This is a genomic window from Mycolicibacterium neworleansense (assembly GCF_001245615.1).
Lineage (GTDB): Bacteria > Actinomycetota > Actinomycetes > Mycobacteriales > Mycobacteriaceae > Mycobacterium > Mycobacterium neworleansense.
The window spans coordinates 1,830,038-1,850,389 of the sequence record NZ_CWKH01000001.1; the positions used below are offsets into that span (position 1 = coordinate 1,830,038).

19 protein-coding genes are annotated in these 20,352 nt (G+C 68.1%); 11 read left to right on the forward strand and 8 right to left on the reverse strand.

Annotated elements, in window-relative coordinates:
* Nucleotides 1-21 precede the first annotated feature (21 nt).
* Nucleotides 22-324 carry a DUF4193 domain-containing protein gene (locus BN2156_RS08550; protein ID WP_019344626.1) on the reverse strand — a complete coding sequence of 101 codons (303 nt, stop codon included), beginning with the start codon at nucleotides 322-324 and terminating at the stop codon, nucleotides 22-24.
* A 165-nt stretch (nucleotides 325-489) separates the two neighbouring features.
* On the opposite strand from BN2156_RS08550, the gene cei reads away from it, so the two are divergent.
* On the forward strand, nucleotides 490-1,140 hold the full coding sequence (gene cei, locus BN2156_RS08555) for an envelope integrity protein Cei (RefSeq protein WP_090512364.1): 651 nt from the start codon (nucleotides 490-492) through the stop codon (nucleotides 1,138-1,140).
* On the opposite strand, the gene BN2156_RS08560 is transcribed toward cei, so the two are convergent.
* Nucleotides 1,114-1,947, reverse strand: coding sequence for an inositol monophosphatase family protein (locus BN2156_RS08560; RefSeq protein ID WP_090512365.1), 834 nt, complete (start codon nucleotides 1,945-1,947; stop codon nucleotides 1,114-1,116). The two genes, cei and BN2156_RS08560, sit on opposite strands and share 27 nt — an antisense overlap.
* A 159-nt stretch (nucleotides 1,948-2,106) precedes the next feature.
* Between BN2156_RS08560 and ppgK the strand changes: the two genes are divergently transcribed.
* Nucleotides 2,107-2,928 carry a polyphosphate--glucose phosphotransferase gene (gene ppgK / locus BN2156_RS08565; RefSeq protein ID WP_090512368.1) on the forward strand — a complete coding sequence of 274 codons (822 nt, stop codon included), beginning with the start codon at nucleotides 2,107-2,109 and terminating at the stop codon, nucleotides 2,926-2,928.
* Between the two features lie 205 nt (nucleotides 2,929-3,133).
* Entirely contained in the window at nucleotides 3,134-4,582 is a 1,449-nt protein-coding gene (locus tag BN2156_RS08570) for an RNA polymerase sigma factor (RefSeq protein WP_235625245.1), read from the forward strand.
* 98 nt (nucleotides 4,583-4,680) lie between these two features.
* Here BN2156_RS08570 and BN2156_RS08575 read toward each other — a convergent pair whose 3' ends face one another.
* The 3 genes from BN2156_RS08575 to BN2156_RS08585 form a co-directional block, all read right to left on the reverse strand.
* A complete protein-coding gene (locus BN2156_RS08575) occupies nucleotides 4,681-6,120 on the reverse strand; it encodes a histidine phosphatase family protein (protein WP_235625246.1) in 1,440 nt (479 codons plus the stop codon).
* 232 nt (nucleotides 6,121-6,352) lie between these two features.
* Nucleotides 6,353-6,556 carry a hypothetical protein gene (locus BN2156_RS30535; RefSeq protein WP_159402829.1) on the reverse strand — a complete coding sequence of 68 codons (204 nt, stop codon included), beginning with the start codon at nucleotides 6,554-6,556 and terminating at the stop codon, nucleotides 6,353-6,355.
* 80 nt (nucleotides 6,557-6,636) lie between these two features.
* Nucleotides 6,637-8,289 (reverse strand): flavin-containing monooxygenase, encoded by a 1,653-nt coding sequence (locus BN2156_RS08585; RefSeq protein ID WP_090512375.1) that lies wholly within the window; start codon nucleotides 8,287-8,289, stop codon nucleotides 6,637-6,639.
* Nucleotides 8,290-8,624: 335 nt separating this feature from the next.
* Between BN2156_RS08585 and BN2156_RS08590 the strand changes: the two genes are divergently transcribed.
* Nucleotides 8,625-9,401: an SDR family oxidoreductase gene (locus tag BN2156_RS08590; protein WP_090512377.1), complete on the forward strand. Its 777-nt coding sequence runs from the start codon at nucleotides 8,625-8,627 to the stop codon at nucleotides 9,399-9,401.
* 5 nt (nucleotides 9,402-9,406) lie between these two features.
* A complete protein-coding gene (locus BN2156_RS08595; RefSeq protein ID WP_090512379.1) occupies nucleotides 9,407-10,198 on the forward strand; it encodes an SDR family NAD(P)-dependent oxidoreductase in 792 nt (263 codons plus the stop codon).
* Nucleotides 10,199-10,263: 65 nt separating this feature from the next.
* Here the strand turns inward: BN2156_RS08595 and BN2156_RS08600 are convergent, their stop codons facing one another.
* Complete coding sequence (locus BN2156_RS08600; RefSeq protein ID WP_090512381.1) at nucleotides 10,264-11,331, reverse strand: acyl-CoA dehydrogenase family protein; 1,068 nt, start codon at nucleotides 11,329-11,331, stop codon at nucleotides 10,264-10,266.
* 143 nt (nucleotides 11,332-11,474) lie between these two features.
* On the opposite strand from BN2156_RS08600, the gene BN2156_RS08605 reads away from it, so the two are divergent.
* Nucleotides 11,475-12,365, forward strand: a complete 891-nt coding sequence (locus BN2156_RS08605; protein ID WP_235625248.1) for an IclR family transcriptional regulator — start codon at nucleotides 11,475-11,477, stop codon at nucleotides 12,363-12,365.
* 9 nt (nucleotides 12,366-12,374) lie between these two features.
* Here BN2156_RS08605 and BN2156_RS08610 read toward each other — a convergent pair whose 3' ends face one another.
* Complete coding sequence (locus BN2156_RS08610) at nucleotides 12,375-13,472, reverse strand: acyl-CoA dehydrogenase family protein (protein WP_090512383.1); 1,098 nt, start codon at nucleotides 13,470-13,472, stop codon at nucleotides 12,375-12,377.
* A 74-nt stretch (nucleotides 13,473-13,546) separates the two neighbouring features.
* Between BN2156_RS08610 and BN2156_RS08615 the strand changes: the two genes are divergently transcribed.
* Nucleotides 13,547-14,548: an acyl-CoA dehydrogenase family protein gene (locus BN2156_RS08615; RefSeq protein ID WP_090512385.1), complete on the forward strand. Its 1,002-nt coding sequence runs from the start codon at nucleotides 13,547-13,549 to the stop codon at nucleotides 14,546-14,548.
* On the opposite strand, the gene BN2156_RS08620 is transcribed toward BN2156_RS08615, so the two are convergent.
* Nucleotides 14,498-15,934, reverse strand: a complete 1,437-nt coding sequence (locus BN2156_RS08620; RefSeq protein ID WP_090512388.1) for a wax ester/triacylglycerol synthase family O-acyltransferase — start codon at nucleotides 15,932-15,934, stop codon at nucleotides 14,498-14,500. The genes BN2156_RS08615 and BN2156_RS08620 overlap by 51 nt on opposite strands.
* Nucleotides 15,935-16,082: 148 nt before the next feature.
* Here BN2156_RS08620 and BN2156_RS08625 point away from each other — a divergent pair, with 148 nt between their 5' ends.
* Genes BN2156_RS08625 through BN2156_RS08640 form a run of 4 tightly spaced genes read left to right on the forward strand, consistent with a single transcriptional unit; the run spans nucleotide 16,083 to nucleotide 20,284 of the window.
* Nucleotides 16,083-17,729 (forward strand): AMP-binding protein, encoded by a 1,647-nt coding sequence (locus BN2156_RS08625; protein WP_090512390.1) that lies wholly within the window; start codon nucleotides 16,083-16,085, stop codon nucleotides 17,727-17,729.
* Nucleotides 17,726-18,703 (forward strand): alpha/beta hydrolase, encoded by a 978-nt coding sequence (locus BN2156_RS08630; RefSeq protein WP_235625249.1) that lies wholly within the window; start codon nucleotides 17,726-17,728, stop codon nucleotides 18,701-18,703. Before BN2156_RS08625 ends, BN2156_RS08630 begins: the two co-directional genes overlap by 4 nt.
* A 10-nt stretch (nucleotides 18,704-18,713) precedes the next feature.
* On the forward strand, nucleotides 18,714-19,511 hold the full coding sequence (locus BN2156_RS08635; protein WP_090512393.1) for an SDR family NAD(P)-dependent oxidoreductase: 798 nt from the start codon (nucleotides 18,714-18,716) through the stop codon (nucleotides 19,509-19,511).
* The gene (locus BN2156_RS08640; protein WP_090512395.1) at nucleotides 19,511-20,284 is read left to right on the forward strand and encodes a glucose 1-dehydrogenase; all 774 of its coding nucleotides are present in this window, start codon (nucleotides 19,511-19,513) and stop codon (nucleotides 20,282-20,284) included. Before BN2156_RS08635 ends, BN2156_RS08640 begins: the two co-directional genes overlap by 1 nt.
* Nucleotides 20,285-20,352 lie beyond the last annotated feature (68 nt).

Sequence of the window (20,352 nt, forward strand, 5' to 3'; positions counted from 1 at the left end):
ATCGCAGCGGCTGAGCCGCCGTCAGGCGGCGCAGTCCGTGCAGATCATCACGCCGTTCTTCTCGCTCGCCAGCCGGCTCCGGTGATGCACCAGAAAACAGCTGGAGCACGTGAACTCGTCGGCTTGCTTCGGGACCACCCGCACCGACAGTTCCTCGCCTGACAGGTCTGCACCCGGCAGCTCGAACGATTCGGCCGATTCTGACTCGTCGACATCCACCACGGCGGACTGCGCCTCGTTGCGCCGCGCCTTGAGCTCCTCGAGCGAGTCCTCAGAAACCTCGTCCGCTTCGGAACGCCTGGGGGCGTCGTAGTCGGTTGCCATCGTCTGTGTCCCCTCCCTTACCTTGCAGCAGAGCTTTGTACCAGCGTCGAACGCATTCCCCAAATGATTCGTGCCCGTATTGCCACACGTTTCAGTGTGATTTACATCACACTACCGTCTGAGCTCTGCTGCGTCAGCGAACACCATTGCCCTTAGAGTGCAGGTGTGGTCGCGCAAATCACCGATGGCACAGCTTTCGACCGGCACGGTCGTCCGTTCCGCCGGCGCAGTTTCGTTCCCGGCATCGTGTTGTTCGTCGCACTCGCGGTGGTGACGATGATCGTCTGGATCATCGCGCTCAACCAACCCGCAGATGTGCACGAGGCCACGGTGTGCAACAACCCGCCGCCGGCCGCCGATCCGGCAACTCCGAAGCTCGGCGAACAGGTGGCCCGCTCGGCGATGACCGACGTCACCCCGGCACCCCTGGCCGAGACCAGGATCCGGGTGCTCAACGCCAGCGGCCAGGGCGGCCAGGCCGGCGAGGTGGCGGGCGCGCTGCGCGATCTGGGCTTCGCCCAGCCCGAGGCGGCAAACGACCCCATCTACGCCAGCACGCGGCTGGAGTGCCAGGGCCAGATCCGGTTCGGCCCGTCCGGCCGCACCGCAGCAGCCGCACTGTGGCTGGTGGCCCCGTGCACCGAGCTGTACCAGGACGAAAGGCCCGACGCCACAGTCGATCTGGCGCTGGGCACCGAGTTCAGCGAACTTGCCAGCAACGACGACATCAACGCCGTGCTGGCCAGCCTGCGGCCCGATGCCACCGCACCGTCGGACTCCGCGCTGCTGTCAAAGATCCATACCGGCACCTGCTAACGCATCGTGCAGGGCGCCGGCGATGCCCGGTGCCGACGCGGCGACGTACTCGTCGCCGGGAGCCGCAGGCAGCCACACCGTCGCCCCCGCCTCCGCCGCGATCAGCGCGGCCGCGGCCCAGTCCCACACCTGGACGCCCTCTTCGTAGTAGGCGTCGAGGCGACCCGCGGCGACCATGCACAGATCCAGCGCGCACGAGCCGATGCGCCGGATGTCGCGCACCGCGGGCAGGACCCGGGCCAGCACGCCGGCCTGACGCGCCCGCCGGCCCGGATCGTAGGCAAAACCGGTACCCAGCAGCGCCATGGACAGGTCATCGACGGCACTGCATCGCAGCGCGGTCCGCACCCCGGCCCGCACCACCTCGGCGCCGTGCCCCAGCGCCGCCGAGTACACCTCACCGGCAGGCACATTCGCCACGGCACCGGCCACCGACCGTCCGTCGTACTGCACGGCCACCGACACCGCATAGGCCGGGATCCCGTAGACGAAGTTCACCGTGCCGTCGATCGGGTCGATCACCCAGCTCAGGCCCTCACGGCCGTCCTGCTGACCGCCCTCCTCCTCCCCCAGGATCGCCTCCGAGGGCCGCAGCACCGCCAGCCGCTCACGCAACCACCGTTCGGTTTCGGTGTCGATGATCGTGACGGGGTCGGTCGGGGTGCTCTTGGCCCGGACCGCGCCGGCGGCCGGCGCCACGGCGCCGAACACCTCGGCGCGGCGGCGCACGACGAACTCTGCGGCTTCGGAGGCCAGTTGCTCGGCCACCACCCGCAAGGCGGGAGCATCGAAACTGTTGTCGGTCACGGCCCTATCGCAACATCTTCTGACCGAAAAGTCGCTTCGCGACCGACTCCGGACCACCCGCGGCTGCGATGGTCAGCGACTAGGGTGGGAACGCGCCTTGGTTTGTCCCTCACCCTGTCCGACAGCCGCCACACGGCCTGTCCCACAAAAGGAGCACCCATGACGGCACCCGATGCGTCCGCAGCAGGCCCGGTGTCCACCGCCGACGCGCAACGCCGCGGATTCGGCGTCGACGTCGGCGGCAGCGGGATCAAGGGCGGCATCGTCGACCTCGAGACCGGGCAGCTCATCGGCGAGCGGTTCAAGCTCGACACGCCGCAGCCGTCCACCCCTGAATCGGTGGCGAAAACGGTGGCTGCGGTGGTGGCCGAGTTCGGCTGGACCGGCAGCGTCGGCGTCACCTACCCGGGTGTCGTCACCGACGGCATCGTGCGCACCGCCGCCAATGTCGACAAGGGCTGGATCGGCGTGAACGCGGCCGAGGTGATCAGCGCCGCGCTCGGCGGGCAGCCGGTGCGGGTGCTCAACGACGCCGACGCGGCGGGCCTGGCCGAGGAGCGGTACGGGGCGGGCAAGGACAACACCGGCGTCGTGGTCCTGCTGACCTTCGGAACCGGCATCGGCTCGGCAGTGATCCACAACGGTGTGTTGTTGCCCAACACCGAGTTTGGCCACTTGGAGGTGGACGGCAAGGAGGCCGAGCACCGCGCCGCGTCGTCGGTCAAGGAACGCAAGGAGTGGAGTTACGCGCGGTGGAGCGAAGAGGTGAACAAGGTTCTGGTGACGATCGAGAACGCGATCTGGCCGGACCTGTTCATCGCCGGCGGCGGCATCAGCCGCAAGTCCGACAAGTGGCTGCCGCTGCTCAAGATCCGCACCCCGATCGTCCCGGCGGCGTTGCTCAACACCGCCGGCATCGTGGGTGCGGCGATGGCCTGTCAGGGCCTGGTATCGTCCGGCACGGAACCTACCGCCGGGTAACTTTGCCGCTTTCGGCCCGCCACGTGCCGAAATTTGCCGCTCGGCACGGTGAACACCCACACTGTCGTTACAATGGTCCTCGGCGGCCGCCTACCGAATAGCGGTGAATATCCCAGCCGATAAGAACGCCAACATTCGATAGCAGACGCTTTCGGTGGAGTATGCCCATGCCCACCGAGAAATTCGTGAGACCGAAAGGGTGTACGTGGCAGCGACAAAGGCAAGCCCGGCGACCGACGAGCCGGTGAAGCGCACCGCTACCAAGACTCCCGCCAAGAAGGCCCCGGCCAAGCGGGCAGCCAAGAGCACCGCGGCCAAGGCCGAGGGCGGCACCGCCACCAAGCGCGCCCCCGCCAAGAAGGCGCCCGCCAAGCGGGCCGCGAAGGCAGTGGCGGGCAAGCCCGAAGACGTCAACGACGACATCGAGACCACCGACGACCTGGAAGCCGGTCCCGGTGACGAGCTCGACGTCGACGACGCCGACCTCGAGCTCGACGACGATCTCGACACCGACGACGACGTCGAGGAATCCGGCGACGAGGACGACGAGGACGACGCCGAAGCCGAGGAAAGCGCGGAGGCCAAGCCCGCCGCGCCGGCGGCGGCCAAGGGTGCCAAGGCCGACGAGGAGCACCCTGAGCCGTCCGAGAAGGACAAGGCCTCGGGCGACTTCGTGTGGGATGAAGAGGAGTCCGAGGCACTGCGGCAGGCCCGCAAAGATGCCGAGCTGACGGCCTCGGCCGACTCGGTCCGTGCCTACCTCAAGCAGATCGGCAAGGTCGCCCTGCTGAATGCCGAGGAAGAGGTCGAGCTCGCCAAGCGCATCGAGGCCGGCCTGTTCGCCACCCAGAAGATGGCCGAGTTCGCCGAGAAGGGCGAGAAGCTCACCACCCAGGTGCGCCGCGACTACCAGTGGATCTGCCGTGACGGTGATCGCGCGAAAAACCATCTCCTGGAAGCCAACCTGCGTCTGGTGGTGTCGCTGGCCAAGCGCTACACCGGCCGCGGCATGGCGTTCCTGGACCTCATCCAGGAAGGCAACCTGGGCCTGATCCGCGCGGTCGAGAAGTTCGACTACACCAAGGGCTACAAGTTCTCCACGTACGCCACCTGGTGGATCCGCCAGGCCATCACCCGCGCCATGGCCGACCAGGCCCGCACCATCCGTATCCCGGTGCACATGGTCGAGGTGATCAACAAGCTGGGCCGTATCCAGCGCGAGCTGTTGCAGGACCTGGGCCGCGAGCCCACGCCCGAAGAGCTGGCCAAGGAAATGGACATCACGCCGGAGAAGGTGCTGGAGATCCAGCAGTACGCGCGCGAACCCATCTCGCTCGACCAGACCATCGGCGACGAGGGCGACAGCCAGCTCGGTGACTTCATCGAGGACTCCGAGGCCGTCGTGGCCGTCGACGCCGTGTCCTTCACGCTGCTGCAGGATCAGCTGCAGTCCGTGCTGGAGACGCTGTCCGAGCGCGAGGCCGGCGTGGTGCGGCTGCGGTTCGGCCTGACCGACGGCCAGCCCCGCACGCTCGACGAGATCGGCCAGGTCTACGGCGTGACCCGTGAGCGCATCCGTCAGATCGAGTCCAAGACCATGAGCAAGCTGCGCCACCCGAGCCGCTCTCAGGTGCTGCGCGACTACCTCGACTAGTCGAGGTAACCGACACAACGAGATTGGCCCCCTCCGTTTGGAGGGGGCCAATTTCGTTACCGCCGGCGATGGCTTCTACGCCGGCATCGGTCTGCACATCAGCTGTCCGAGTCGGCAGAGGCCTTGTCGGAATCGGCGGAGGTACGCGAAGCGCTTGGCGCGCCCACACTCTCGGAGACCTTCTTGGCGGCATCGGTGACGCTGCCGACCGAGGACTTCACCGTCGACCTGAGCTGATCGGCGGCGTCCGAAACCGCTGTCTTGACCTGATCGCCGGTGCGCTTGGCATCAGCGAAGACCTTGCCGGGCCTGACCAGGTTGCCTGCGGTCAGGTCGGTGGCACCATTGCCCCGCACCGCGGAGGTGACCTTCTGGGTCACGCTGTCGCGATCGGCCCCGGCCGCGGCCGGTGTTTCCTTCGGGTCTGGCACCACCGCGTTGAGCGGCTTCAGCATGTCCGTGGCCGAACCGGACTCCGGCACAACGTCCTTGACGGTGTCGGACACCTTGTCGGTCAGCTCCGACACCGGATCGGACTCCGGACTGCGCACCGACTCGAGGGTCTTGCCGACCCGCTTGATGACCTCGGCGTTGACGGCCCGGCTGAACTTGGCCACCGAGAAGGACGCGTCGGCCACACTGCGGTTGATCGCGGTCGCCACCTTGATCACGTCACCGGTGGCGAACGAGTCGGTGACCTGCTTCATGGCGGCCTCGAGCTGGCGGGTCAGCGTGCGCATCTGCAACCCGACCTCGTGCTGGAAACTCGGTTCGGGGCTGAACCGCTGGCCGTTCCAGTCCACCAGTGTCCAACCGTCTTCGGGGTTGCCCTCGATGACGACGTAGTCGGTGTTGCCCAGCGCGTGCTGGCTCAGCAGCATGCCCTTCTCCGCGAGGGTGAGGTTCTTGGCGTTCATCATGGTCCAGAACATGATGGTGCCGCCGTGCGAGAACACGATGACGTTGCGGTCGCCCTTGTCGTACATCGTCTTCAACGCGCCGTCGACGCGCGCGTCGAACTCATTGCCGTCGATCGAACCGGGGATACGGGCGTCCAGCTGACCAGCGAACGCCCAGGCGATCGGGGCCTTGAGGTAACCGCCCAGTGCACCGCTCTCGGGCGTGCCTTCGTAGTCGCCCGCCTCGATCTCCTGCAGGCCGGGAAGCACCTGGATCGGTAGACCCAGGTATGCCGACATCGGTTCCGCGGTCTGCTGGGTACGGATCATCTGCGACGCGTAGATGGCGTCGTAGTTGTTGTCGCCCAGCCGGTCGACCACGGCCTCGGCCTGTTCGCGTCCCAGCGGGGTGAGCGACGGACCGGGCGTCGAGGTGTCGATGTTGCCCGACGTGTTGCCTGCGGACTGAGCGTGCCGCACGAAGGTGACCCGCATGTTCTCGGCGGCCCACGCGGGCAGCACGGACATCACGAAGAAGCCGAAGGCGGTCAGCACGATGCCCAGGCCTCTCCATGTCGTTCTCGAACGGCGACGCACAGCGGGTACGGCACCGTTGTCGAACTTGCTATGTCGGTCCATTTCCTCTCCATCTGTCAAGTTGTCGAGCACGCCGGAGTGACGGCCCAGGTGCCCGGTCGGATGCGACTCCCCGACTACGGATTTCGCCGAGGGTTGTCGCCGGTGTGTCGACCGCCTCACCACACCGGGCCATGTGATCGTGCGCACTGACCGCCCGCCCGGGAGCGACAGTCTCGCTCAGCGGTACAAGATGTCGGGTGGTGTGGTATAGCGGGGTATCCACCGCTGCCGTTCAGACCTCAATCGCACTGGGCGAGAGCTGGATTCCCCTCATCGCACTGCAGCCGAAGACGTGTACGCCGGATTGTGCCGGGTCGCGCGCAGGGGCGATGAACTCGGCGGGGACGCATCGAAGCTCGTCGTCGCGGGCGACGGCATCGCCCGGACTGCCGAAGCACTTGCGGCCCACGGTGTTCCGGTGGCGTACCACACTCATCCCGGCGCCATCCACGGGTTCATGAACCATGCCGCTGGCCCTGGCCGGCACGGCTAGGCAGCAGGCCCCCGCAGGGACCGCTAGGCGGACAGATCGTGGTGGATGTCGAAGCCCTTGTAACCGGCCGCCGCGACATCGGAGATGATCTCGCCGTACACGCCGAAGCCGCCGACGAACGGCATGAACACCCGGGGCTTGCCCGGGATGTTCGCGCCGAGATACCACGAATTGGCTTGGGGCATGAGCGTTTCAGCGGCGCGGCGGGTGCACTCGGCCACCCACTCGGCTGCGGCGTCCTCGCGTGCCTCGATCGCCGGAGCGCCCTGGGCGTCGAGGTAGGCGATCGCATCGGCCACCCAGTTCAGGTGCAGTTCCGAGTGCAGCACCATGTTGGCCAGCACCGAAGGGGCGCCAGGGCCGGCGATATTGAACAGGTTCGGGAAGCCCGGCACTCCGAGACCGAGGTAGGTCAACGGCCCTTCGGCCCACGCCTGGTTGAGGGTCCGGCCACCCCGGCCCACCACATTGAGCTTCTGGACCGAGCCGGTCATCGCATCGAACCCGGTGGCCAGTACGAGTGCGTCCAGGTCGTAGTGCGCATCGGTGGTGTCGATGCCGGACGGGTCGACGCGCTCGATCGGTGTCGCGCGCAGATTGACCAACGAGACGTTGTCCCGGTTGAAGGTCTGGAAGTAGTTGTCGTCGGTGCAGATTCGCTTGGCGCCGATCGGATGGTCCTTCGGGATCAGCACGTCGGCCACCGCGGGATCGTCGATCACCGCGCGCACCTTCTGTTCCCAGAACAGTCGCGCGGTGTCGTTGGCCTCGATGGTGAGCAGTTGGTCCGGGAATGCCTTCGAGAACAACACGCCACCCAACTCCCAGCGCCGCTCGTAGGTCTGTTGCCGTTCCTCGGCGGAGACGTCGAGGGCGGACTTGGGGTGTGGCTGGTGCGGCGAGCCGCCGCCGCTGAGCATTGACAGCCGGCGCCGCTCGGCGTACCCGGCCTTCTGCGCGGCGCGCGTGTCGTCGTCGAGCGGAATGTTGCCGGCCGGCACGCTGTAGTTCGGGGTGCGCTGGAAGACGTAGAGCTGTGCGGCCTCTTTGGCGATGTGCGGGATCGCCTGGATCCCCGAGGACCCCGTCCCGATCACGCCGACCCGCTTGCCGGTGAAGTCGACGCCTTCGTGTGGCCAGTGGGCAGTGTGGTACACCTCGCCGGCGAACGAATCGAGGCCCTCGATCGCCGGGATGTTCGCATTCGACAGCGGACCTACCGCCAGGATGCAGAAGCGGGCGGACACCGCGTCGCCGCGGTCGGTGCGGACCTCCCAGCGCAGGGTCGATTCGTCGAGCGCCATGTCGGTCACGCGGGTCCCGAAGGAGATGTCACGCCGCAGGTCGAACCGGTCGGCCACGTGGTTGAGGTAGGCCAGGATCTCCGGCTGGGTGGCGTACTTCTCGGTCCAGTTCCACTCCTGCTCAAGTTCGGGGTCGAATGAGTAGGAGTAGTCCACGCTCTCGACGTCGCACCGGGCGCCCGGATAGCGGTTCCAGTACCAGACGCCACCCACCCCGTCGGCGGCTTCGAACACCCGCACCGAAAGGCCTTGTCCCCGAAGGCGATGCAACGCGTACAGCCCGGCGAAGCCGGCTCCTACCACGACGACATCCACCACGGCGGAGGTTGGTTCGGCGGTACCTGACGGAGCTGGCTGGGCTGTCACTGTCATTGCCTTTCGCTTCACGGTTCGGCACGTCACGTTACGAACGACCGTGTGAGGTGGACAGCTGTTGTCTCACTCACCGGTACGAGGGCCTCCCGGGGCGTGCCAGCAAACCACGACGCGGAATATTGCGCGTGTTCTGCCCGCGGTCCCCGCCATGTTCGAGCGTTCACATCGGGGCGGTTGGCGAGCGAGGAACTCGGCTGGCGCCCGCCGCCGGCCGACCGGCATTCTCATTCCGCTGAATGGGACTTTCCACCACGCCATCAACACGGCGAATATCGTTGCGTCCAGGATCGAAACCGGATCCGCGAGATCAACCCTGAGAGGAAATTGTTGGGATGCAAGCAGATTCGGATAGCTTGTCGGACGTCGTAGCGATCGTCACCGGCGGCGCACGCGGCCTCGGCGCGTCGTTCGCCCAGCACATCGTCGCCCGTGGCGGCAAGGTGGTGATCTCGGACGTACTCGACGACGACGGCGCGGCACTGGCTGCCGAGCTGGGCGATGCGGCCCGCTACGTTCACCTCGACGTGACCGACGCGGCGCAGTGGAAATCGGCGGTCGAACTCACCATTTCGGAGTTCGGCAAGCTGAACGGCCTGGTGAACAACGCAGGCATCTCCACCGGCCAGTTCATCGAGCACGAGCCGCTCGACCACTTCCGTACGGTGCTCGAGATCAATCTCGTCGGCGTCTTCAACGGCCTGCAGGCGGTCATCGCTCCGATGCGGGCCGCCGGTGGAGGCTCGATCGTCAACATCTCGTCGGCTGCCGGCCTGATGGGCCTGGCGCTGACCGCCGGATACGGCGCATCCAAGTGGGGTGTGCGCGGGCTGAGCAAGATCGCCGCGGTGGAGCTCGGTCCGGACCGCATCAGGGTGAACTCGGTGCATCCCGGTATGACCTACACCCCGATGACCGCGCAGATCGGCATCGAACGGGGTGAGGGCAACTACCCGAACACCCCGATGGGCCGCGTCGGTGAGGCCGACGAGATCGCCGGCGCAGTCGGTTACCTGCTGTCCGGCGCATCAACCTACGTCACCGGCGCCGAGATCGCCGTCGACGGCGGCTGGACCGCCGGTCCGACCGTGAAGTACGTGATGGGACAGTGACAGACATGAAACGACTTGAGGGACGCCGGATCCTGGTGACCGGCGCGGGCTCCGGCATCGGCCAGGCCACCGCGCTGCGACTGCTCGACGAGGGTGCCGCGGTGGTGGGCGCCGACATCTCCACCGAGGGCCTGGAGAGCACCCGCCAGAGCGCGGAACAGGCCGGCACCGCTGCCCGCCTCACCGCGCTGACGATGGACATCGGCGACGAGGCTTCGGTGGTCGACGGCGCGCGTACCGCCGTCGAGACGCTGGGCGGGCTCGATGCGGTGGTCAATGCGGCGGGCATGCTGCGGGCGGTGCACACCCACCAGATGAGCCTGCAGGAGTGGAACCAGATCATCGCCGTCAACCTCACCGGCACGTTCCTGGTCGTCCGCGAGACGCTGCCGGCCCTGCTGGAGAATCCGCAGAGTGCGATCGTGAACTTCAGTTCCACCTCGGCCGCGTTCGCGCACCCCTACATGGCCGCCTATGCAGCCAGCAAGGGCGGCATCCAGGCGATGACCCATGCACTGGCCCTGGAGTACGGCAAGCAGGGGCTGCGGGCGGTCAGCGTGGCCCCGGGCAGCATCAAGTCCGGAATCACCGATGCCACACCGGGTCTCGTTCCCGCCGACGCCGACTGGTCGTTGTTCGCCAAGTTGTCGCCCATCATGCCCACCAACCTGGACTCCGGCGGCGCCGGGATGGGTGCCCCGTCCGCGGTGGCCGGCGTGATCGCGATGCTGGTGTCCGACGACGGCGCGTTCATCAGCGGCACCGAGATCCGCATCGACGGCGGAACGCACGCCTGAGGGCAGTACGGGACGAAGGTGGGCGGCGCTGACCTCAGCGCCGCCCACCTTCGTCTGACCGAGAATTACGGGGCCACGGCCTTCGACTCACCGATCACCGTGGCAAGCCCGACGTGCGCGTCGCGCCACAACCGCTGCACCGGACTGCCGCGGCGCAGGGCGTCGACGCTTGAGTGACAGACGATCTCATCGATCGCCCGCACCGCCCGCCGGGCCGCGGCGATCTGGTCGCGGCGCGCCCGGGCCCGCATCCCCGGGTCGATCGGCCCGTCCAGGACGCGGTTGAAGGACGCCGTCAGCGTGTCGAGCAGCGCCAGCCGCGACGCCCGGATCTCGGCGGCCGCGTGCTCGGAGACCGCACCTGCGGAGTCGGCCGTCTCGACATGGTGGGCCAGTGCCCCCTCGGCCATGCCGATCACCGCGGCCGTGATCCCCAGTGGCGCAATGGTGCTGAGCGGGATGTGATAGATGGGGCTGCGCAGACCCGCGCGGCCCGCCGCGGTGCCCTCGACGATGCTGTTGTGGTTGAGCAACCGGTGCCCGGGGATGAACACGTCATCGATGGCGATGCTCTTGCTTCCGGTACCGATCAACCCGATCGCGTCCCAGGACTCCTCGACAATGCCCAGATCCGTCCGCGGCACAAGGGAATACCCGAGCCCGGCGGTGTCGCCCGTCCCGACCACACGGGCACCGGCGACCACCCACTCGCAATGGTCGATCGCTGCGACCGACCGCCACTGGCCCGAGAGCCGGTAGCCGCCGTCGACGGGCAAGAGCACCCCGGCGGGCGTGTGGGCCGAGGCGATCCAGATGTCGGAATCGGCCTCCCACACCTCGTCGCGCAGGCGCCGGCCGGCCGAGGCCAGTGCCCACGGCGGCACGCCAACCGAACCGGCGACCCAGCCCGCCGAGCCGTCGAGGCGGGCGATCTCGAGGACCGCCTCGGCGAAGTCTCCGGGATGGGTCTCGATACCGCCGAACTCCTCGGGCTGCAGCATGTGCATCACCACGCACTCGCGCAGCGCGTCCACGGTCCGACTGTCGAGCCGGCCGAGCGTCTCGTTGGCGGGCCCGAGTGCCTGTATCCGATCGGCATTCTCACTGATGCCGTCCAGAACGTCCCTGGTCATTTCAACACCACGCATCCAAAACTCCCTGTTCGCGCATATCGCGTGCTGATCCCATGGTCGGGTACCGCGCTCAAGTGCTTGCGGCAGCATCCCGCTGAGTGAGATCGTGAGTGACCCACTGCTCGACGTCCTAGGGGGCGCAGGTGCCGGCATCCACCAGCAACGCGACATCACGACCACGCACCGAACAACGTGACACCGCCGTGTCGATGGTCGATCGGGTCGCCCTGATCCTCAACGTGTTCGACGAACCCGGCAAACACCTCAGGCTGGACCAGATCGCGGGCCGCACCGGTCTGCCCCGCTCCTCGGTACACCGGATCCTCAAGCAGTTGCACAGCGCCGGGCTCCTGCAACACCGTCCCGACGGGTACGCCCTGGCGGCCTCCCCGCTGCCGGTGACCAGGATGGTCGACCACTCGCAGTTGCGCAGCGTGGCTTCCCCGACCTTGTCCCGCCTCCATGCCGACACCGGGCTGGTGGTCCACCTCGGGGTGCTGTTCGGCGGTGACGTCGTCTACTTGGACAAGGTGGCCGGCCGCAACAGCGCGGTGGTGCCCACCCGCGTCGCCGGGCACACGCCCGCGCACGCCAGCGCGCTGGGTAAGACGATGCTGGCCCAGCTTCCCGCCGAGGAGGTGGACGCCGTCCTGGGGCCGCGGCTGGCCCGGTCCACCCGGTCCACCATCAGCGACCGGGAGACCCTGCACCGCGAACTGGCCCGGATCCGCTCCCGGCACGGACTCGCCTATGACAACGAGGAACTGGCGATCGGGCTGACCAGCGTGGCGGCCCCGCTGCGCTCGGCAGACGGCGAGGTGGCGGGCCTGTCCCTGACCGGCGCGGTGCCGCTGCACCGCCTGCAACGAACCGCCCCGTTCGTGATCCGCGCGGCCCGGCACATCTCCCAGCAACTGGGCTCCCAAGACACCGGCGCACGGGATTCCGCATCGCTTGCCCCGTCCCACGCGCAGGCCACCGACAACCTGCTGTCCCGCGTGCTGCGGACGCTGACGTCTGACGCGTGGGTCTGAAAGGGCCGGCTACCAGAGGATCTCGTCGACCTCCATACCGAAGGAGTGGCGACCGACCAGGGCCAGCACCTGCTCCACATTGCTGGCCACGTGGGTCTGCGCGGTCTGGACATCACGCCACACCCGCTCCACCAGAGGGTCGGCGGCATCGCGACCGCCAGAGTGCGCGATGAACGTCCGGATCGCGGCCACCGCGCGTTCGGAGGCCAGTACCTGGTCCCGGCGCGATCGAAGCACCAGGGCGCTGTCCGGGGCGAGATCGGCACGCACACAGTCCATGAGATCGGCGAGATTGCGCTCGATCTGCCTGACCGACAACTCGAGGTCGCTGCACGCCATGGCAACCGGATCCACCGGCGAGCCGGAGTGAGGCTGCAACGCCGACAGGATGTTGTGGGCCGCACCGAGCAGGGGAACCGTTCCGGTGTGGGTATACATGGTCGGTTGCGGCAGCCGGTACAGCGGCGCCAGCGTGCCGAGCTGCTCACCGCTGACCCAGCCGAACGTGCGGTACCGCGGCACCACCGCACCCGACACGACCACATCGTGCGCGCCGATACCGCGCAATCCCACGCTGTTCCAACTCGTTTCCACGACATAGTCGGCCCGCGGCACAAGCGCCACCAGGAAATCCTGGGCCGCGCCGTCCTCACCCACCAGCACCGCGGCAGCCATGAGCCACGACGCGTGCAGGATCCCGGTACATCGGCTCCACCGGCCCGACAACCGGAATTCGTCACCGACACGTTCGAGCCGGCCGGTCGGGGCATACGACTCGCACAGCAGGGTGCGCGGATCTCCCCCCCACACATCGCGTTGGGCACGCTCGTCGAACAGCGACAGGTGCCAGGTGTTGACCCCCAGCCACCCGGCCAGCCAACCGGTGGAAGTACACGCCGCGGACAGGTCGCGGGTGACCGCGAGGTAGTCGGCCGGTTCGGCCTCGATCCCGCCGAACGCCTTGGGTCGCAGCATCGCAAAGAAGCCCGCATCGTGCAGACCGGCGATCACCGAGGGGTCCACGGCCCCGGTGAGGTCGACATCGACGGCGGCTTCGGCGATCGCCGGCAGTGCCTGTCGCACCGCAGCGCGCACATTCTGCGTCATCCGTGCCGCCCAATCCTGCCCGTCGGGTATGTCACCATCGTGGATACCATTCGTCGCCCCTCCCAGGAGGTCATATGGCCGAGCCGACCGGTACACCCGGCGTCGATCCCAGCGTCTCGGCTGCTGAATCGATTACCGTCCTGCGTGATTCGGTGTCGTGCCGGTTGTTGCAGCCGGTCGGCTACGGCGGGCGTGCGGTGTCGCCGGCCGACTTCGTCGCGGCGGTGGCCGATCTCGCCGCGCGCGACGGGTCGGGCGGTTGGTTCGCCGCTGCGGTCAATGCCGCGGCCTACGCGGTGACCGGTCTGGGCGATACGGCCGCCGAACGGGTGTGGGGCGCCGACGCCGGTGCGCTGGTCACCGCTTGCGGGGATGCGACGGGACAGTTGACCGCCGAGGCCGGACAGTTTCGGCTGACCGGCCGCTGGGAAGCGGTGAGCGGTGCTGCACTCGCGGACTGGCTGCTGCTGAGCGCCCTCGACGGCGATTCGGTCCGCTGCGTCCTGCTGCCCCGCAGTGTGGTGCAGGTGGACCGGCACGTCGGTCGCCGCGGCCTGGACTCGGCGGGTATCGGCGACGTCACGGTGTCGGACGCGGCCGTCGACGCACAGTCCGTGTTCGAGCATCCTGATGACACTTCTTGTGACAGTGACGAATTCGATGCTGCGCGGCCTTCCTACCGGGTCCTCGCCGGAGCCGCTCGGGCCGCCGCCGTCGTCGGCGCCGCGTCCGGGGTGTGGCAGGCCCACGTCGGCCAGGTCCGCCGGCGACTGGCCACCTCGTACGGCAGCGAGGACACCACCGAACTGACTTCCTCGGCGGTCCTGGTGGCCAAGGCGGAATCCGACATCGACGCTGCACGGCTGCAACTCAGCGCGTCACTGAGCGCGGATGCACCCGCGGCCGCGACAGCGCTGAGCCAAGCCGTGACCCGCGCACGCAATGCCGCCGACCAACTCCTGAGCAGCGGGAGCCGCCATGCGCTCGACGCGGCGGATCCCGTGGCCCGGCTGTGGCTCGACGTCCTAGCCGGATACCGCCTGACGATCCGGAGCGAGCAAACCGGCCTCGGCTGAAGCCGCCCGCGCCGACAGCTCCGCCAGGGCCCGCGGCACCCGGTCGGCGATGCCGTACGGGTCGGGCACCTGATCACCGCAGGTGAGCACGCAGATCGCCATCTCGTCGCGGTAGCTCCAACCGGTGAAGTTCAACCCCATCGGAAACACGATCGGCCCGGAGGAGATGAGCTGCTCGATCGGCGCACCGCCCCAGTAGAGCGTCTTCTGCGGGCCGCGCATGTTGGAGGCGATCAGGCTGAACATCGGGCGGCGCTTCATCTTCGCCCCGAGGATCGGCAGCACCCGTGAGTACAGCCAGAACAGCGGCCAGTACTCCATCCAGTCGTGCTGCAGCCAGGCGTCACGCTCGGCCTGCACCTCCCGCGCGGTGCGGGTCGCCGAGGCGATCGCGGCCAGCCGCTCGACCGGGTCTGCGATGTGGGTGGCGAGGTCGACGTTCCACCGCGCCACCTTGTTGCCCCACTCGGCTTCGGTCTCGGCCGGGCGCATCGAGACGGGCACCACCGCGGTCATACTCTCGTCGGCGAGCTGTCCGTTCTCGGCCAGGTAGTCGCGCAGGGCACCGCCACAGATACTGAGAAAGACGTCGTTGATCGTGACGCCGAAAGCCTTTGACACCCGCTTGATCTCTGTCACGTCGCAACGCCGGTAGGCGAATTTGCGGCTGGCCGAGAACGGTTCGTTGAACGGCATGGCCGGTGCGGCGAATGCTTCTGCGTAACCGGGCTTTCCGGCCTTCTGGCGGCGGCGGATCACCCCGGTGACTGCGACGGTCCGGGCGATGATGCTCGGGAACCGGGCCAGGGCCGCGATTTGATGACGGACAACCAGCGGCCACCAGATCCACGGTGCCGGGCGCCGCTCGTTCGGCAACGGCGTCGACCGCGGCTTCGGCAGCGGTTTCGTGGGGTCGGTGCTGTACAGGGTTTCCAGCAGCCGCAGCGATGCGGTGCCGTCGGCGACGGCGTGGTGAATCTTGAGCACCAGGGCGACGCGGCCGTCGGCCAGGCCGTCGACGAACCACAGCTGCCAGGCCGGCCGGTTCCGGTCGAGGGCCACCTCGAAGATCTCACCGATGGTCGCGGCGAGCTCCTCATCGCCGCCGGGTGCGGGCGCAGTGGTCCGCTGCAGGTGGTGGTCGATGTCGAGCTGCGGCCGCGAAACCCACCACGGCCGGCCGAATCCGACTCGCGGGGAAAGCAACTGCCACTGGAGGGGCTCGATGTTGTCGACCCAGCCCTGCACCGCGGACTTGAGCCGGTCGAAGGTCAGCGGCTCGGCCATCTGGCTCGGATCGAGTACGACGGCCTTCATCGTGTGCTGCGGTTGGACCACGCTTTCCCACGCCAGGAAGCTGTTGTCCTCACCCTTCAAACGCCGCATTCTCAACCTCGCTTGTCCTCACCGCCGATACGGCACTGCCTGTGGCTGCCATCACTCTTATCCAATCGTGTGTCCCAGTAGACAAGCTGTCCCGCACAGCGAGACTCGGCAGCCCGCTGCCTGCGCGAGGCAACCTACGGTTTGCGCCATGAAGCGAGCCATTCCGCGCCCTGCCAGCCTCGCCGCCAGGGTCAACCGGTTCCGGGTGATCGCCCGCAGCATCGCCGTGCTCCGCGAGTCCGGACTGTCCGGCGGAGCCGCCGACGGCATCCGGCAGGCCAAGCTGGTCCGCCAGTTCGGCGGATTCGCCGCCGTCATCGAGAGTGCCGCCACCGGCGACCCCAACGCCATCGCCATCACCGACGAATGGGGCGACGTGACGTTCGCCCAGCTCAACGACCGGGTGAACGCACTGGCCCGGGCCTGGAACTCGCGGGGAATCGGCGCCGGCTCGGTCATCGCGGCGCTGTGCCGCGACCACCGCGGCCTGGTCACCATCCTGGCCGCGGCGGGCAAGGTCGGGGCACAGCTGCTGCTGATGAACACCGGCTTCGCCAAACCCCAGCTCGCCGACGTCGCGGCCCGCGAGAAGGTCAACGTGCTGGTGCACGACGAGGAGTTCACCGAGTTGGTCAGTGCCATCGACCCGGGCGTGCGGCGCTTCCTGGCGTGGACCGATGAACGCACGAGCTCCGATATCGAAGGTTCGCTGGAAGGTCTGATCGCCGCCACCTCGCCGGCCCCGGTGGCCGCACCCGCCAAGCCCGGCGGCATGACGCTGCTGACCAGTGGCACCACCGGCACGCCAAAGGGCGCCCCGCGCGGCAAGACCTCTCCCCTGTTCTCGGCACAGCTGCTGGACCGCGTGCCGCGCCGCCGCGGTCAGACCTGCATGCTGGCCGCGCCGATGTTCCACGGCACCGGACTCGGCCAGGCCGTGTTGTCGCTGGCGCTCGGTAACCGCCTGGTGCTGCGGCGCAAGTTCAACCCCGAGGAGACCCTGCGTGCGGTCCAGAACCACGGCTGCGACGTGCTGGTCGTCGTACCCACGATGCTGCAGCGAATCCTGGCTCTGCCCAAGGATGTCCGCGACGCCTACGACACCTCGTCGCTCAAGATCATCTTCGTCTCGGGGTCGGCCATGCCGCCCGACCTGGTCAAGCGCACCCTCGCCGAATTCGGCCCGGTGCTCTACAACCTCTACGGCTCAACCGAACTCGCGGTCATGACGGTGGCGATGCCCGAGGACCTGCTGCATGATCCGCGCACCGCGGGCCGGGCTCCGGTCGGATGCGCGGTGCGGCTGTACGACGATGCGGGCAGGGAGATCACCGAACCCGGCGTGATCGGCCGGGTGTTCGCCGGCAGCGACGTGAGCTTCGCCGGTTACACCGACGGCCGCATCAAGGAGTCGATCGACGGTCTGCAGAGCAGCGGCGACGTCGGCCACTTCGACGACACGGGCCGGCTCTACATCGACGGCCGCGACGACGACATGGTGATCTGCGGCGGCGAGAACGTCTATCCGCTGGAGGTCGAGAACCTGATCACCAGCCACCCGGAGGTCGACGAGGTCGCGGTGATCGGGGTCAGCGACGACGATTTCGGCCAGCGGCTCAACGCCTACGTGGTGCTGGTCGACGGCGCGGACCTGGCCGCCGACGACATCAAGGACTACGTGCGGGCGAACCTGGCCCGCTACAAGATCCCCCGGGATGTCGAGTTCCTGACCAAGCTGCCCCGCAACGCCACCGGCAAGGTGCTGCGGGGCGAGCTGACCGGGGGTGTCAAGTGAGCGATTCCGACACCATGAAGCGAGAGGTCGCCGGCCGGATGGGCGACGCGTTCGCCCCGATCCTCGAAGGCGACCTCGACCCCGTCGCTGCCGCGGCCGAGGTCCGGTCCCGGCTCAAGGCCAGCCGACGGCCGGCCAAACCCGTGGCCGTGGGCAGCGTGGAGGACCGTGCCGTTCCCGGTCCCGCCGGCGACATTCCGGTGCGGATCTACCATCCGCTCAACCCGGCCGACGCCGGCACACCCCTGCCCGTGTTGGTGTATTTCCACGGCGGCGGGTTCGTGCTGTGTGACCTCGACTCACACGATTCGTGCTGCCGCCGGCTCGCCAACGGCATTGGTGCCATGGTGGTTTCGGTCGACTACCGGCTGGCGCCCGAGCATCCGTATCCCGCCGCGGTCGAGGACGCCTGGGCCGCGACCGAATGGGTGGCCGCCAACGCAGGCGAGCTGGGCGGTGACCCGGGCCGGTTGGCGGTGGTGGGCGACAGCGCGGGGGGCAACCTGGCGGCCGTGGTGGCGATGACCGCACGCGACCGCAAGGGGCCGCCGATCGCATTCCAGGTGCTGATCTATCCGGTGGTCGATCAGCGCCGCAAATCGTCGTTGTCCAGCCCGCACACCCGTAGCGGGGTACTGACCGCCGAGCACATGCAGTGGTTCACCGCCCAGTACCTCGGCGACAGCGGCGCCCAGACCGAGGTGTCGGCATCGCCGATTCTCGGCGACATGACCGGACTTCCGGATGCCCACGTGTTGACCGGGGCCCTGGATCCGCTGTGCGAGGAGGGCGAGGAGTACGCCCGCATGCTCGCCGAAGGCGGGGCGAAAGTCAGTGTCCGGCGGTACGAGCGTGGCTTCCACGGCTTCTTCAACCTCGCCGACCACCTCCCGGCCGCCGCCGAGGCCAGCGACGATGTGTGCGCCGCCGTCCGCGCCGCCCTGAGTTCCCCGACCACATCAGACAAAGACTGAAAGGCAACCCATGAAGCTGAGGAATTCCCGCGCTCTGGTCACCGGCGCGAGCCGCGGACTGGGCAAGAGCATCGCCGAAGTCCTGGCCGCACGTGGTGTCGACGTCGCCGTGGTGGCGCGTGACGCCGAGTCCCTCAACCTGCTCGCCAAGGAGTTGAACGGCAAGGCTTACCCGACCGATCTGGGTGACCCGGAAGCTGTCGAGGGGCTCATCGACCGCGTCGAGGCCGACGGCCCCGTGGACATCGTGATCAACAACGCAGGTGTCGACCACGTCGGCCGGTTCCACCAGGTCAGCCCCGAACAGATTCGTAACCTGTTGCAGGTCAACCTGGCGGCACCGATGGAGATCTGCCGTCAGGTGATGCCGCGCATGGTGCAACGGGGGCGTGGCCACATCGTCAATGTGTCGTCGATGGGCGCGATCTCGCAGGGGCCCGGCCTGACGTTGTACGGCACGTCCAAAGCGGGCCTGAGCCACTTCACCGCAGGTATCCGCGGTGAGCTGCGCGGCAAGCCGGTCGGCACCACGCTGGTGCAGATCGGCGAAGTCAAGACCGACATGATCGATCACATCCGGGCGTTCGGCCCGGCGCGGCGCACCATCGAACGGTCCATCCGGTGGCGGATGATTCCGCGCGAATCGCTGGACCCGGCAGCGGTTTCGGTGGCAATCGCCGAAGCCGTCGAACACAACCGCCGCCATGTCATCCTGCCTCGCAACATCGTTCCGATGGCGAAGTTCACCGAGTTCCCGCGCCGTGTCTCCGAACTCATGCTGACCGGCATCGACCAGGACAACGACTGATGGCCGGCGTCGACCTGTCGGGCAAGGTCGCGATCATCACCGGCGCCGCGCGCGGCCAGGGCGAAGCCGAAGCACGGTTGTTCGCCGCACTCGGTGCCCGGGTGGTACTGACCGACGTGCTCGTCGAGGAAGGTGAGCGGGTCGCGGCGTCCATCGGCCCCGCCGCCCGCTTCGTCCGACTCGATGTTGGCAGCGAAACCGATTGGCGCGCAACGGTGGATACCGCGATGGCCGGGTTCGGGCGGATCGACGTCCTGGTCAACAACGCCGCCATCTGCAAGGTGGTGCCGCTGGCCGAGCAGGACACCGCCGGATTCGAGCAGATGCTGCGCGTCAATCTCATCGGCGCCTTCCTGGGCATGCAGGCCGTCACCGAACCGATGACGGCCGCCGGTGGCGGCTCGATCGTGAACATCTCGTCGCAGGCCGGTGTGCAGGGCCTCGCCGGCTACACCGCGTACGGCGCATCCAAGTGGGGCCTGCGCGGCATGTCTAAGGTCGCAGCAATCGAGCTGGGCCCGTTGGGTATTCGCGTCAACACCGTCTATCCGGGCATGATCGACACACCGATGATCGCCCATCTCGAGGTGGAACGCGGTCTCGGCGGCCATCCCGGTGCACCGCTCACCCGGGTCGGCACCCCCGACGAGGTCGCCGAGGTCGTCGCATTTCTGGCCTCGGACGCGTCGTCATACATCACCGGCGCCGATCTGACGGTCGACGGCGGCGCCAGTGCGGGCCGGATCCCGGTGACCCCGGTCCACTCGCACTGAGCCGCTGCGAAACCTCCGGGCACCGACCCCGGCCCGCGCTGTGTATCCGTCGCCGCACAGCGCGGGCC